This is a genomic window from Streptomyces sp. NPDC047000 (assembly GCF_040644295.1).
In the GTDB taxonomy this organism is placed as follows: Bacteria; Actinomycetota; Actinomycetes; order Streptomycetales; family Streptomycetaceae; genus Streptomyces.
The window spans coordinates 212,060-226,209 of the sequence record NZ_JBEYWE010000006.1 but is presented as its reverse complement, the minus strand read 5'-3'; the positions used below and the strand labels follow the sequence as shown (position 1 = coordinate 226,209).

At 72.3% G+C, this 14,150-nt stretch carries 13 protein-coding genes; 4 read left to right on the top strand and 9 right to left on the bottom strand.

The genetic code is table 11. The features are described from left to right. Window positions 1-10: 10 nt before the first annotated feature. Window positions 11-403, bottom strand: a complete 393-nt coding sequence (locus ABZ862_RS13220; RefSeq protein ID WP_360956490.1) for a hypothetical protein — start codon at window positions 401-403, stop codon at window positions 11-13. Window positions 404-596: 193 nt separating this feature from the next. Between ABZ862_RS13220 and ABZ862_RS13215 the strand changes: the two genes are divergently transcribed. Further along, on the top strand, window positions 597-1,646 hold the full coding sequence (locus ABZ862_RS13215) for an NlpC/P60 family protein (RefSeq protein ID WP_360956488.1): 1,050 nt from the start codon (window positions 597-599) through the stop codon (window positions 1,644-1,646). An 86-nt stretch (window positions 1,647-1,732) separates the two neighbouring features. On the opposite strand, the gene ABZ862_RS13210 is transcribed toward ABZ862_RS13215, so the two are convergent. Further along, window positions 1,733-3,286, bottom strand: a complete 1,554-nt coding sequence (locus ABZ862_RS13210) for a hypothetical protein (protein WP_360956486.1) — start codon at window positions 3,284-3,286, stop codon at window positions 1,733-1,735. Window positions 3,287-3,535: 249 nt separating this feature from the next. On the opposite strand from ABZ862_RS13210, the gene ABZ862_RS13205 reads away from it, so the two are divergent. The 3 genes from ABZ862_RS13205 to ABZ862_RS13195 all read left to right on the top strand — a co-directional run bounded on the left by ABZ862_RS13205 (window position 3,536) and on the right by ABZ862_RS13195 (window position 7,427). Further along, window positions 3,536-3,994 (top strand): DUF4913 domain-containing protein, encoded by a 459-nt coding sequence (locus tag ABZ862_RS13205; RefSeq protein WP_360956484.1) that lies wholly within the window; start codon window positions 3,536-3,538, stop codon window positions 3,992-3,994. 30 nt (window positions 3,995-4,024) lie between these two features. Then, window positions 4,025-4,228 (top strand): hypothetical protein, encoded by a 204-nt coding sequence (locus tag ABZ862_RS13200; RefSeq protein WP_360956482.1) that lies wholly within the window; start codon window positions 4,025-4,027, stop codon window positions 4,226-4,228. A 94-nt stretch (window positions 4,229-4,322) separates the two neighbouring features. Beyond that, a complete protein-coding gene (locus ABZ862_RS13195) occupies window positions 4,323-7,427 on the top strand; it encodes a BTAD domain-containing putative transcriptional regulator (RefSeq protein WP_360956480.1) in 3,105 nt (1,034 codons plus the stop codon). On the opposite strand, the gene ABZ862_RS13190 is transcribed toward ABZ862_RS13195, so the two are convergent. The 7 genes from ABZ862_RS13190 to ABZ862_RS13160 all read right to left on the bottom strand — a co-directional run bounded on the left by ABZ862_RS13190 (window position 7,409) and on the right by ABZ862_RS13160 (window position 14,005). Further along, complete coding sequence (locus ABZ862_RS13190; protein ID WP_360956478.1) at window positions 7,409-7,630, bottom strand: hypothetical protein; 222 nt, start codon at window positions 7,628-7,630, stop codon at window positions 7,409-7,411. The genes ABZ862_RS13195 and ABZ862_RS13190 overlap by 19 nt on opposite strands. 415 nt (window positions 7,631-8,045) lie before the next feature. Beyond that, complete coding sequence (locus tag ABZ862_RS13185; protein ID WP_360956476.1) at window positions 8,046-8,504, bottom strand: Rrf2 family transcriptional regulator; 459 nt, start codon at window positions 8,502-8,504, stop codon at window positions 8,046-8,048. Between the two features lie 48 nt (window positions 8,505-8,552). Next, window positions 8,553-9,776, bottom strand: coding sequence for an acyl-CoA dehydrogenase family protein (locus ABZ862_RS13180; protein ID WP_360956474.1), 1,224 nt, complete (start codon window positions 9,774-9,776; stop codon window positions 8,553-8,555). A 300-nt stretch (window positions 9,777-10,076) separates the two neighbouring features. Continuing rightward, on the bottom strand, window positions 10,077-11,225 hold the full coding sequence (locus ABZ862_RS13175) for an LLM class flavin-dependent oxidoreductase (RefSeq protein WP_360956472.1): 1,149 nt from the start codon (window positions 11,223-11,225) through the stop codon (window positions 10,077-10,079). Continuing rightward, the gene (locus ABZ862_RS13170; protein ID WP_360956696.1) at window positions 11,218-11,409 is read right to left on the bottom strand and encodes a hypothetical protein; all 192 of its coding nucleotides are present in this window, start codon (window positions 11,407-11,409) and stop codon (window positions 11,218-11,220) included. Before ABZ862_RS13170 ends, ABZ862_RS13175 begins: the two co-directional genes overlap by 8 nt. Then, the gene (locus ABZ862_RS13165; RefSeq protein ID WP_360956470.1) at window positions 11,406-12,785 is read right to left on the bottom strand and encodes an NtaA/DmoA family FMN-dependent monooxygenase; all 1,380 of its coding nucleotides are present in this window, start codon (window positions 12,783-12,785) and stop codon (window positions 11,406-11,408) included. The genes ABZ862_RS13170 and ABZ862_RS13165 overlap by 4 nt, the downstream gene beginning before the upstream one ends. A 20-nt stretch (window positions 12,786-12,805) precedes the next feature. Beyond that, window positions 12,806-14,005, bottom strand: a complete 1,200-nt coding sequence (locus tag ABZ862_RS13160) for an LLM class flavin-dependent oxidoreductase (RefSeq protein WP_360956468.1) — start codon at window positions 14,003-14,005, stop codon at window positions 12,806-12,808. Window positions 14,006-14,150: the final 145 nt, after the last annotated feature.

The following is a 14,150-nucleotide window of genomic DNA, read 5'->3' as shown; positions in this document are numbered from 1 at the left end:
TGTCACGGCGTCACGGCGTCACCACCACGGCCGTACCGAACGCGACGGTCGAGGACAGGAACCACCCGAACGACGGGGCGAGCAGATGCCGCAGGGTCCACAGCCGGGCCGCCGCGGGCCGCTCCTGTGCGTAGACCACGGGCACGGTACGGCCGACCGGCGGCAGCCCGCACAGCGTCGCGTAGGCGCCGGGATCGAGGACGAGGTCACGCCCGAGGTGGTCGGAGAACACCACGAGCCCGCCGCGCCGCCGGTCGGCCGGCGTGCGTTCGGTGACGACGCCCGTCACGCGCAGGCCGCGTACCCACAGCCGGACGACCGCCAGGACCGCGCGGACGGCCAGCAGCAGACAGCCGGCACCGAACCCCGTGCACAGCGCCGGCAGTACCAACTCGACTTCCATCCCGTCCCCTTGTCCTCTTCTTTCCCGTTCCTTTCACGGTGCCCGTCACCGGCGGGGGTCCCGCGACAAATCACAACGGCCACCGGCCCACCCCCGGTTCACCCCCCACCCGCTGTTGAACCACTGCGTGCCGCACCTCCGTTGTGTGGGCGAAGCCGTCACCAGGCCGGCTGCGAAGGGAGCGTCGGACGGCATGACACGGATCTCACGCGCACCCCGCCACCGGACGGCGGCGGCCCTCACCCTGCTGTGCGCCCTCACGGCGGCGACCCAGTCGCCCGCCCTCGCGGCCCCCGGCCCGGCCCCCACCACCCTCGACGGGGTGCGCAGACAACTGGACGACCTCTACCACCAGGCCGAGGTGGCCACCGGCAAGTACAACGCCGCCGACGAGAAGGCCAAAGCACAGAAGAAGAGGGTGGACGCGCTGAACGCCCAGGTGAAACGGGCCGAACAGCGGGAAGCGCGGCTCAAGGACCTCCTCGGCGCGACGGCCCGCGCCCAGTACCGCAGCGGCGGACTCCCGGCCGAGGTCCAGTTCGCGCTCTCCCCCGAACCCGAGAACGCCCTGGACGACGCCGCGTTGGCCGGACAGGCCCAGCGGGGCACCCAGCAGCGGCTGACGGCGCTGAAGACGGCCCGCAAGGCCCTGCGCACGCGCACCGCCGAGGCCACCACCGAACTCAGCGCCCTCCGGGCGAGCCGCCGCACCATGGACGGGAACCGCACCAAGATCGAGGAGCGCATCACAGCCGCCCTCGCACTGCAGTCACGGCTGCGGGCGAAGGAACGCCGCCGCCTCGCCGAACTGGAGCGGCAGGCCCAGAACAAGGCCCAGGCCGCCTGGGTGGGCACCGGCATCCTCAAGCAGGTCGGCACCCGGGCGAGCGCGGCCGGCCGCAAGGCCATCGCGTACGCCACCCGGCAGATCGGCAAGCCGTATGTCTGGGGCGCCGAGGGTCCCGACTCCTTCGACTGCTCGGGCCTGACCTCCCAGGCCTGGCTGCACGCGGGCGTCGTCATCCCGCGCACCTCGGAGGAGCAGTGGGCCCGCCTCCCCCACGTCCCCGTCTCCCGGATGCGCCCCGGCGACCTGATCATCTACTTCGCCGACGCCAGCCATGTCGCCCTCTACATCGGCCACGGCAAGATCATCTCGGCGCCGCGTCCGGGCCGGTGGGTGTACGTGTCGGACGCGGGATCGATGCAGATCCTGGGGGCGGTACGACCGGACACCCGCTGAGCCCTCGGCGTGGCCGACGCGGCACGACGCTCCCGGCCGGACGTACCGCGTCCGGCCGGGAGCGTCGTGGTGGTGAGGGCGGAGCGCTACCGCCTCTTCTTGCCGCCCGATCGCGACGGCGCCTCGGGGCGGACCGGCTGGTTGGAGACATGCGGGACCCGAGCCAGCTCATAGCCGAACTGCGATTCTCCCGATCCGTCCGAACCGGCCCTCGGTGCGGACTGGTTGTACCCCGGGGGGCTGTAGTTCCCCGCGTCGACCGGCGAGGCGTACCCATCCGTCGTGGCGTCGGCAGAGGAAGATCCCGCCGCGTACCCGGCATAGGAGGACCCAGCGGAGTAGCCGGCATAGGAGGACCCCGCCGCGTACCCGGCAGAGGAAGACCCCGCCGCGTACCCGGCATAGGAGGACCCGGCGGAGTAGCCGGCGTAGGGGGAAGCATCCGACATGGTCGTGTTCGCCATGGCTGCGGCCAGCGCACGGACGTCGCCTTGCGAATCGGCGTGGGAGAGGGACTGTGCCGTGGCGGCACTGCCCTTGCGGGCACGCTCCGCGGCGAGTTGGCTGAGCTTGTAATCCAGCGTCGCGGCTGCCGCGTACTGCTCGGCGTTGCTGGGTTGGGCATTGCCGGGTTGGGCGGACAACGCCACGGATTGCCGCATGTTTCGGAGAGCTTGGCTGTCCAGTTTGGAGAGCTCGGTCGTGACCCTGGAGAGCTCGTCGGGGCTCTCCGAGAGAATTCCCGGGCCGCCGTTCGACATGAGGACCAGCTGGTTGGGGTTGGTGAAGGCCCGTTCGAGGTCTTCGAGCGTACAGTTACCCGAAGACGAGACCGTCACACTTCGCTCCAGGGCTTGTCGATTGTGCCAGCGTTGCTGGTCGCTCCAGTACTCCGGGTCATCACCCACGTGGGCGGCATTGTCGAACGAGTTCTGCGAGTGGATTTCGACGTAGCGGTCCGTCTTCAGCGTCCAAGTTCGCGAGTCATTCGATACACCCTCGATGTCCACGATATGGAGGCGCAGGAACGGGACCTCACCCGACTCGATCTTCGGCCTGAGGTGCGGCCACTCGACCGAGGTCAGCACACTGTTGGGCACGAGTCCACCGAGCACCACGCCGGTGACCGGCCCCTCCGCACCCTCCACGTACGCCTTCGAGAAGCCCGTCCACATGTCCTGCATCGTGGGGGCGTCCGACCATTTCTCGTTTCCGAAGTTCTTCCCGTTGAACATCCATCCCGGCACCGTCGTCTCCAGGATGGGCTGATCCCCGGCCTTCTTCGCCGCCGGCCCCGGCTCGACCTTCGACCACAGGTAGAGGTTCTTTCTGGCTTGTCGCGCGACTGCGGTACGCAGCGCACGGAAGTCACGGCGACCCTGATTTCTCCCCCACCAGTCGTGCTTTACGTGAAAAGCGTTCCTCTTTTTGAACTGCTCGACGAGTTCATTGACGGCGTCCGTGGCCGCCGGTCCGGGCACCTCACCCCTCGCGACGCTCATCCCTTCCTGCCAAATATGGAGAAGGACAGCATCGAGGACATTCTTGAACTCGGGATCTCCGTACAGACCGCGATCCCTCGCCCTGCGAATTACATCGGCCCTGTCTCGGCGATACCCTTCCTCGTCGAATTCGGCCATAGTCGGTTCCTCCCCTTCAAGACGGCGAGCGTTCCACGGAGCCACAACGGCTGGCGCATACCTCCGGTTCAACCCGATCGGAGCGGCACGCGCAGGGCCTGCGCCTCCTGTCGGTCCTCACGGGCAGAGTCCGGGCGGCGGCACGGGCGACCTTGGAGGGGCGATTCATGCGCACGGAGTTGAACCGCTCCCGGCATCGGCGCGTTTCGTCTTCACCGTGACCGGATGACGGAGGAAGGACGGCCCACCATGACCACCAAGACGTCCGAGGCCACCGCAACGGATGATCAGAACGAAGCGGTCCCCGAGCCCCGGGTCCCCGCCCCGCCAAGGTTCATCCTCTACCTCCAGGAACCCGAATACGGGCAGACGCTGCGGCGGTTGACCCTGTGGGTGCACAAGGTGCTCCTGCCGGTGTACGGCAGGGAGGTCACCTCCAGCGCCCCTTGGTGCTCCCGGTGGTGGGAACACCACGAGGCGGTGGCCCAGTTGCATGCCCTGTGGCTGGCCTGGGGTGAACTGACCGGCCCCGGAGGGGGGATGACGGGGCCGGCCTCCTGGCACCGGGACTTCCTGGGGCCGGTGATGACCTCGCTCCGGGACCCGCAGGGTCCGTTCGCGGGATGCAGGCCCGGCGCCCATCGGGGCAAGCAGCCCCCGCCCGTCGACTCCGTGGACCCCTTCGGCCCGCCGCCCGACGCGGCCTGAACACGTCCCCCCGACGGTTCGAGCGGGCTGGTGGAGCAAGGGCCCAAAACCACAGCCGCAGCCGTCGACGGTGAGGACATCGACATCGGCAGCCGCGAACGGATTCGCCGGCTCGCCGACGTCCACGGCGACGGCTGGGAGCAGCTCGGCTGCGCCGATCCACGCCCCGACTACACCTCCGGCGGCACCCTCAGCAACGACCTGTGGCTGGAGGCCGTCAAGTTCGCGGTATGAACCGCGGGTTCCCGTGTGCCTCAGCGGTCGCCGGAAGGAAACAGTTCGATACCGGAGCAACATAGATACAGAGAATGTCACTACAGTCCTCAGAGTGACCGCAGCGAGCTCGGCAGCGAACATCACCGACGTACGTTTCTCCGTACTGGGCCCGGTCAGGGCCTGGCACGCGGACCGGGAGCTCGGCCTCGGTCCGCCGCAGCAACGGGCGGTGCTCGCCGTGCTGCTGCTGCGCCGGGGGCACCCCGCCACGGTGGCGGAACTCATCGACGCCGTATGGGGCGTCGAGCCGCCGCCGGCCGCCGTGTCCGTCCTGCGCACCTACGTCTCGCGCCTGCGCAAGGTGCTGGAGCCCGGCCGGGGCCCGGCGGACCCGCCGCGGACGATCGTCTCGGTGCAGGACGGGTACCGGGCCCGGGTACCGGAGGAGTCCCTGGACCTCGCCCTGTTCGAGCGACGGGTCGCGGACGCGGCGAGGACGTCCGCCGCCGGGAACGAGTCCGCCGCCGCGGAACTCCTCCGTGACGCGCTCGGCGAGTGGCGGGGCGTGGCGCTGGCGGGCCTGCCCGGCCCGCTGGCCGAAGCCCAGCGCTCCCGCCTGGCCGAGGAGCGGCTGAACGCGCTGGAGACGCTCCTCGACCTCGATGTCCGGCTCGGCCGGCACGCCCGGGTGATACCGGAGCTGATGTCGCTGACCGGTGAGCACCCGCTGCGGGAGGAACTGTGCCGGCTGCTGATGCTGGCCCTCCACCGCTCCGGAAGACAGGCCGAGGCACTGGCGCTCTACCGCCGGACCCGCGTCACCCTGGTGACGGAACTGGGCATCGAACCCGGCGCGGCCCTGCGGGACCTGCATGCGCGGATCCTGGCGAACACCACGCCGTCGGCCCCCGCCCCGCCCCCTGACCACCGGCCCCGGCGGCGCCCGGAGCCGGACCCGTCGCCCGTCCCGCCGGTCCCACCGGTCCCGGACAGCGCTCAGCCGGACCGCCGCGCGCCGCATCCCGCCGACGAGCCCGCCCGTACCCCCACCACCACCGCGCCCTCACACCCCGCGGACCGGCCCACCCTCACCGCCCATCCCGCCCCACGGCCCGACAGCAGGACCCCTGACCTCCCCCAGCCCGACAACCCGCCCGGCCGCCACCCCACCGGCCGTTCCGGTTATCTGCCGCCTCTCGCCCAACTCCCCTCCGACCTCCCCACCTTCAGCGGTCGGCACGCCGAACTGGAGCGGGCCCAGGCCCTGCTGCCCCTCGACGGGAGTGCCGCGTCCACGCTGATGATCAGCGCGATCGGCGGTATGGCCGGTGTCGGCAAGACCGCCCTCGCCGTGCACCTGGCCCACCAGGTCGCCGACCGCTTCCCGGACGGACAGCTCTACGTCAACCTGCGCGGTTTCCATCCGACCGGCTCGGTCATGTCCCCGGAGGAGGCCGTCCGGGTGCTGCTCGACTCCCTCGGGGTCCCGCCGCAGCGGCTCCCCGACGGACTGGAGGCCCAGACGGCGCTGTACCGCAGCGTGCTCACCGAGCGGCGGGTGCTGATCCTGCTGGACAACGCCCGCGACAGCGAGCAGGTCCGCCCGCTGCTGCCCGGTTCCCCCGGCTGCCTCGTCATCGTCACCAGCCGCAACCAGCTCACCGGCCTGGTCGCCGGCGAGGGGGCGCACCCGCTGACCCTGGACCAGCTGACGCGCGCCGAGGCGTACGAGTTCCTGGCACGCCGGCTCGGCGCCGGACGGCTGGCCGGGGAACCGGAGGCGGTGGCCGAGATCATCGCGCGGTGCGCCCTGCTGCCGCTGGCCCTCGCCGTGGTGGCCGCCCGTGCCGCCACCCACCCCGACTTCCCGCTCGGTGCCCTCGCCGAGGAACTGCGGGACAGCGACGACAACCTCGACGCCTTCGTCGGGGACGACGCCAGCATCGACGTACGGACCGTCTTCTCCTCGTCGTACGAGGCCCTGTCGGCACCGGCCGCACGGCTGTTCCGGCTGCTGGGCCTGCACTCCGGCCCGGACCTCTCCGCGACCGCCGCGGCCGCTCTCGCCGGGCTCGCCCCGCGGGAGACCCGGGGCCTGCTGGTCGAGCTGAGCCGCGCCCGCCTGCTCACCGAGCATTTTCCCGGCCGCTACACGCTGCACGACCTGCTGCGCGTCTACGCCGCCGAACGGGCCCACGCCGAGGAGACACCGCAGGACCGGAAGGGGGCGGTGGAGCGGCTGCTGTCCTGGTACCTGCACACCACGGACGCCGCCTACCCGTACATCACCCCGAACCGTTACCGCATCGCCCTCGAACCCCTCCCCGACGCCTGCCCCGCGCCCCTGGAGTTCGGCACCCGCGACCAGGCCCTGGACTGGTGCGAGACCGAACGGCCCCATCTGGTCGGCGCGGTCCGCCAGGCCGCCGCGTGCGGGCTGCCGGGCATCGCCTGGCGGCTGTCCGCCGTCCTGTGGGGGTTCTTCTACCTCCGCAGCCACCGGGCGGACTGGCTCGACATCACCCGTACGGGCCTGTCCGCCGCCCGGGCCGCCCACGACCGCCGCGGCGAGGCGCAGGCCCTCGCGGACACGGCCGCCTCGCTGCGCTGTGCGGGCCTCTACGACGAGGCCATCGAGCACTTCCACCAGGCGCTGGCCGTCTCGCGGGAACTCGGGGAACCGGGCAGCAGGGTGCGGGCCGTCGCCAACCTGGGCGACGCCTACCTCCATACCGGACAGCTCGGCAAGGCCGTCGAGTACAGCCGCCGTGGGCTGGCCCTCGCCCGGGCCGTCGGCAACACCTGGAGCGAGGGAATCATCCTGAGCAACCTGGGCGACGCCTATCAGCGGCTCGGCCGGTTCGACGAGGCGGCCGGCTGCCTGGAACAGGCCCTGGACGTCCTGCGCGCCACCGGCCACCGGTGGGTCGAGGGCGTCGCACTCGACGTGCTCGGCACCGTCCACCACCGGCGGGGCGACCGTGCCCGCGCGGTGGAGTGCTACGGGCAGGCGCTCGCGACCCACCGGGACATCGGCAACCGGTGGGGGGAAGGGCACACCCTGGGCCACCTCGGTGACGTGCAGCTGGCCGCCGGCGAACCGGAGGCGGCCGCCGGCAGCTGGCGGCAGGCCCTGGCGATCTACGCGGAGTCCGGTCACCCGGACGCCGCGAAGATCGAGGAGAGGCTGGCCCGTCTTCAGCTCACCTCCCGGTAGGCCCGGCCCGCCGCGTTCGCGGTCGTACCGTCGTACAGGCCGGTCGGACCAGTCTGCGCGGACAGCGCGGACAGCGCGGACCAGGCGTGGCGCTCCACGTGCTCCAGGCCGTCCGGCATCCGCGCCGACGACCTGATGACGTCGGTCTCCTCCTGCGCGCCGGACCGGCGACCGATTGCCGCCCGCGGCCGCACGACGGACACGGCCGCACGACGGTTCGGCTCGAACCCCTCCGGCAACGGCAGCAGGGCAGCCGCCAGCGGGCGGCCCGCACCCACGGAACCGCGCCCGGGAACGTAACCGGGACCAGGACCGGGACCGGGACCGTGCCCGCCGGGACCGCCCGGACACCTCGGGTGATGTGCTCGGCGGCGTGGACACGGGCTGCCTCCCCGGTTCGGGAACGACCGGCGTCGGTGCCGGTCATGACCGCACAACGGCCGCCGCGCACCGGAGGGTTCAGCCCGGACGCGCCCGACGGTAGGTGCGCCGCCCTTTGCCCGGCGGCGTCCGGGCCGGCGTCTCGCGCGGTCGGCTCGGCTTCGTGCCGACGGGTGGCACCGGCGCGCCGCTCGGGCTGCCGGTCACCCGCGAAAGGAGGTGTTCAGGCCGGCGCCGTCAGGGATTCGTCCAGGCCTCGGGGTTCTCGGCGAGGCTCAGGACCTCGTCGGGCAGCTTGGCCGCGGCCACCTCGGCCAGGGTGACCTCGCCGAGGATCTTGCGGACGTTGACGCGCACCGCGATCCACAGGGGCAGCAGCGACTCCGCGGGACCGCAGTAGGCGAGCTCGGGCGGGCGCACTCCCCGCACCGACACCAGGGGGCCGTCCACCACGCGGATGACGTCCGCGATGGCGATCGAGGCCGCCGGGCGGGCGAGCCGGTAGCCGCCGTTGCCGCCGCGCCGGCTCAGCACGAGACCGCCCCGGCGCAGGTCACCGAGGATGCCCTCCAGGAACTTGTGCGGGATGCCCTGCGCCGATGCGATCGCCTCGGCCTTGAGCGAGGCCTCGTCACCGGCCGCGGCGAGCTCCAGTGCCGCCCGCACCGCATAGTCCGCCCGCGCCGAGATCCGCATGCCCCGATTATCGCTCACTGCCGTGTCCGCCTGTCACCGGTTTCGCCGTCAGGCGGGAAGGGTGAACGGCGGGTGCGCGCCGTTGAGGAAGTAGTCCCCGACCTCGCGCAGCCGGTGGGCGACCGGCTCACGCAGGGTGTGGGTCCGGGCGTTGCGCCAGAAACGGTCGAAGCCGTGCCGCGCGGAGGCGCCGTCGGGGCCGATGACGTCCAGGGCGCGGGTGGTGATCTCCTGCGCGGCCCGGGAGGCGGCGGACTCGGCCACGCTCGCGAGGATGGCGATCTCCGCGCACTCCTCGTCGTCGGCGTCCTCGCCCCGTGCGAGGCCGCGCACCAGGGCGTCCACCGCCTGCTCGGCGAGGGCGGACGCGGCACGTGCGACAACGGCGAGCTCGCCGTACGCGGTCAGCGCGTACGGATCGTGCGGCGGGCCGTCGGGCCAGGGCTGGGGCGAGAAGGGCTGCCAGGAGGACCTCTTGCCCCTTCCGTGCTCGCGGACCTCGGCCAGCAGTCCCTCGGCCACGCCGAGACAGAACTGGACCGAGACCAGCCGCGCGGTCGGCGCTGCCAGGGAGGAGAAAGGTGACAGGACGCACTCGTCCGGTGAGAGGGAGCCGAGCACATCGCCGGCCGCGACCGGCGCGGAGTCGAACTCCACGCCGCCGCCGGCCGCCGGCCGCAGGCCGAAGGTGTCCCCGCCGCTGCCGCTCACGACGCCCGGGCGGGCGGGGTCGACCAGGACGGCCAACGGCTCACCGGTGCCGTACTCGGCGGCCCGGACCACCAGCCGGTCGGCGATCCCGGCCCCGGTGGCGTACCTCTGACGGCCGTTCAGCAGATACCCGCGCGACGTGGGGGTCAGGACGAGCGGTGGTTCGTGTGAGGCGATGCCGCCTCCCCAGCACCACCGCCCGGCCGCCGCATCCCGCTCGATACGGGCGGCACGGGCGGGGCCGGCGAAGAACCGGGCGCTGTGGGACAGGAAATAGTGGTTGCCCAGCAGGTGGCCGACGGCCCCGTCGGCGGCGGCGACGGTCCGGACCACCGCGTAGGCCGTGCGCCAGTCCGCGCCCCCTCCCGCGTGCTCGGCCGGCGCCAGCAGGGTCAGCAGTCCCGACTCGCGCAGCCGTGCGACCTCGTCGAGCGGGGCTTTGCCGGCCTGTTCGCGCTCGGCCGCGTCCGTGGCCAGGTCGTCCGCCATCTCACGGGCTATGTGCAGCCAGTCGGCCCGCGCGGCTCCCGCGCCGGTCGCCTCGTCCGCCGTCACCGTCATGCCCGTACCCGCTTCGTACGACTGCGGCCGCGGCGGCAACCGCCGCTGCGGCCACGGTTGTCGCTGCGGCCCGGTGCTGTGGTCATGACGTCTTCCTCCAGGGGACCGAGGACGACGCGGTGCCCGGCCGGGCGGCGTGGGGGTGCGGCGGTGCGCGGTGACGCGTCGGCTTCATCATCCTCACTCTCCTCTTCGACCAGCGTCAACATTTTCCTAGTAACTCGATAGGAAAACTAGGGATTCTGGTGGGCGGCAGGTCGTCGGCCGGGGTACGAGCCGGGGACCGCGAACGTTCCGTGGTCAGTTCGACCGGAGGGAGTGCCCTCGTCGGCGCCATTCCTCCGCGAGGAGTTCGTAGGAGCGGACCCGGTCCGGGTGGTCGTGGGTGATCGTCGTGACGAGCACCTCGTCCGCGCCCGTGGCCTCCCGCAGTTGTTCCAGCCGGTCGGCGACCCGGCCGGGTGAGCCGACGAACCGGGTGTCGAGGCGGTCCTGGACGAGGGCCCGGTCCTCGTCGGTCCACGGGCGGGCGCGTGCTTCCTGGGGCGTCGGAAACTGTATGGCGCCCTCGGCGGTGCGGATGCTGTGGACCCACGGGCCGTAGCCGGTGGCGAGTTCGCGGGCGGTGGCGTCGTCCTCGGCGACGACGACGTCCGCCGAGACGCTGACGTAGGGCTTGTCGAGGAACTCGGAGGGTTGGAAGAAGGCCCGGTAGCCGTCCACCGCCTCCAGGACCGTGGCCGGGCTGACGTGGTAGTTCGCCGCGAACCGCAGCCCCCTCTCCCCGGCCGTCTCGGCGCTCTGACCGCCGCTGCTGCCCAGGATCCACACCTCGACGTCGGCGCCCTCCCCCGGCACGACGTGTGCCTCGACGCCCTCCGGCGAGCGGTAGGTGCCCGCCAGCAGGGCGAGGATGTCGTCGATCTGCTCGGCGTAGTCCTGGGACTCGGCGCCCGGCAGCAGGAGCAGCCTGCGCTGGAGGGCGACGCGGGGTGAGCCGAGCAGATGCTCGAAGGAGAAGCGGGGCGGGATCAGCAGGCCGTTGGGGGTGCGGCCGTCGACGACCGGGGTCGCCGTCGGTGACGGTGCGGCCGGCCGGCCGGGCGGGCGGCCTCCTGAGCGGCCCAGGCCCAGATCGAAGCGGCCCGGGTGCAGCGCGTCGAGCAGGCCGAACTCCTCCACGGTGGACAGCGCCGTGCGGTGCCCGAGCTGCACGGCCCCGGAACCGAGCCGGATGGTGGAGGTGGCGGATGCGGTCAGGGCGAGGACGACGGCGGGTGACGTGCCCGCCACGCCGGGATTGAGGTGGTGCTCGGCGAACCAGTAACGGGCGTACCCGAAGCGCTCGGTCTGCCGTGCGAGGTCGATGGAGTTGCGCAGGGCGTCCGCCGCCGTCGAGCCGGACGGGATCGGGACCAGGTCGAGGACGCCGAGGGAGAGGTCAGACACGGGTGGACTCCTGGGTGATCGGTGAGGCCGGAAGCACGGGGCTCCGGTCCGGGGGCGGGTCCGTGACGTCCCCGGTCGGCGGCGCGCTCCCGGCCACCTCGTGGAAGCGCTCGCGCGCCGGCTTCCGCACCCCGGTGACGGGGTCCGGCCGGTGCACGGTCAGGGTGATCGCGAGGGACTTCACGACGCCGCCCGCCGCTCGTCGCGCGCGTGGTCGGGGTGGGCGAGGCCGAGGTTGTCGCGGAGGGTGGTGCCCTCGTAGTCGGTGCGGAAGACGCCCTGTTCCTGGAGCAGCGGGACGACCTTGTCGGCGAAGTCGTCGAGGCCGCCGGGGGTGATGTGCGGGACGAGGATGAAGCCGTCACTGGCGTCGGCCTGCACGAAGTCGTTGATGGTCCGGGCGATGGTTCCCGGCGAGCCGACGAAGGTCTGGCGGTTGCCGGTGTGGATGACCAGGTCGCGGATGGACCAGTTGTTGGCCTCGGCCAGCTCGCGCCACTCGCGGGCGGTGGCCAGCGGGTCGCGGTACATGCGTACCTGGGCGCGGCCCTTGGAGATGTGGTGGTCGCTGACGTCCGGGTCGATGTCGGGCAGCGGGCCGTCCGGGTCGTAGGAGGACAGGTCCCGGTTCCAGACGAACTCCAGGTGCCTGAGGGCGGTGGCCCCGCTGACCTGGAGGCGGCGCACCTCGCGGGCGAGTTCCTCGGCTTCGGCGTCGGTGTCGGCGAGCGCGAAGGAGGCCGCGGGCAGGATGAGCAACTGGTCATGGCGGCGGCCGTACTTGGCGAGGCGGTTCTTGACGTCCGTGTAGAACGTCCGGCCCGCGTCGAGGGTGGCGTGCCGGCTGAAGATGGCGTCGGCGGAGGAGGCGGCGAACTCGCGGCCCTCCTCCGAGTCGCCGGCCTGGAAGATGACCGGGCGGCCCTGCGGAGAGCGTGGGACGTCGAACTGGCCGTGGATGTCGAAGTGTCGGCCGGTGTGGACGAAGGAGCCGGCCTTCGCGTCCCGCAGGAAGGTGCCCGTCTCCCGGTCGGCGATGATCTCGTCGCCGTGCCAGGAGTCGAAGAGCTCGTTCGCGGTGGCCAGGAACTCCTTGGCGCGGGAGTAGCGCTCGTGCTGCGGGAGAAAACCGCCGCGGCGGAAGTTCTCGCCGGTGAAGGCGTCCCAGGAGGTGACGACGTTCCAGGCGGCGCGTCCGCCGGAGAGGTGGTCGAGGCCGGCGAACTGGCGGGCCACCTCGTAGGGCTCGTTGAAGGTGGAGTTGATGGTGCCGGTCAGACCGAGGTGCTCGGTGACGGCGGCCAGGGCGGCGAGGACGGTGAAGGTGTCGGGGCGGCCGACGACGTCCAGGTCGTAGATCTTGCCGCCCTGTTCGCGCAGCCGGAGTCCCTCGGCGAGGAACAGGAAGTCGAACCTGGCGCGTTCGGCGGTCCGTGCGAAGTGGGCGAAGGAGCTGAACTCGATGTGGCTGCCGGCTTTCGGGTCGCTCCACACGGTGGTGTTGTTGACGCCCGGGAAGTGTGCGGCCAGATGGATCTGCTTCAGCGGCTTGCTGCTCATGTCGGTGCGGTCCTTCCGGCTCAGGCGGCGGAGTAGCGGTTGGCGGGGCGGACGAGGCCCAGCAGGCCGCGCAGGGTGTCGGCCTCGTAGGCGGTGCGGAAGGCGCCGCGGCGCTGGAGTTCGGGCACCAGGCCCCGGGTGACGGCGGGCAGGTCGTGCCCGGCGACGGCGGGCCGCAACCGGAACCCGCTCAGCCCCTCTGCCGCGAACTCCTGCAACAGGTCCGCGAGTTGACCGGGGGTACCGGCGAAGATGCGGGCGTCGCCGGTGTACGGCTCCCCCGCGAGCGCGTCGAGACGTGCCCGGCGGTCCTCCGCCGCGGCCTGCTCGTCGTCGAGGAAGACCACCAGGTCCCCGAAGACGTGGACGAGTTCACCGGCGCGCCCGGCCGCCTCCTGCTCGGCGCGGATCTCGGCGACGATCGCGCGGGCCTGGCCGGCGTCGTGCGGGGTGACGTACCCGACGTCGGCCTGGCGGGCGACCAGCCGGTACGGGACGGTCTGGTGGGCGAGGGAGGTGACGAGCGGCTGGCCCTGCGGCGGGCGCGGCGTGATGGACGGGCCCCTGACGCTGAAGTACCGGCCCTCGAAGTCGATGTGGTGCAGCTTGTCGCGGTCGACGAAGCGCCCGGTGGCCACGTCCCGGATCTCCGCGTCGTCCTCCCAGCTGTCCCAGAGCCGGCGCACGACCTCGACGTGATCGGCGGCCTCGTCGAAGAGGTCGGTGAGCCGCTCCTGTCCGGCCGGGGTGCGGAGCTCGTCCAGGTCCAGCGGCGGGAAGGTCCGGCGGCCGAAGTGGTCGGCCTCGTGCGGGCGGGCGCTGATCTGTACCCGCAGGCCGGCCCGTCCGGTGCTGACGTGGTCGAGGGTGGCGATCGCCTTGGAGATGTGGAACGGCTCCGTGTGGGTGGCGATCACGGTCGGCACCAGTCCGATGTGCCGGGTCAGGGGTGCGATACGGGACGCGGTGAGTACGGCGTCGAGGCGGCCGCGGACCTGGTCGGTGCGGCCGTCGAGCTCGCCGTAGTGGGAGGACTGCAGGCCGAGTCCGTCCTCGAAGGTGACGAAGTCGAGCAGACCGCGCTCGGCCTCGGCGACCAGGTCGGCCCAGTAGCCGGCGGTGAACAGGTCCCGGGGGCGGGCGACTTGCTCCCGCCAGGAGGCCGGGTGCCAGCCGGTGCCGTCGAGGGCCACGGCAAGGTGCAGCGGAGAAGGGGACACGGATGAATGCCTTCCTGGAGGTCCGTACGAGGAAGCCGGCCCGATGGGACGGGGTGAACGGCTGTCGGCGAGGAGCGAGTCGGGTCCGCCGGCCGGAGGCCGGGGTCAGGGGCGGCAGGGGCCGTCGGCCACGCTCCGAGGGCCG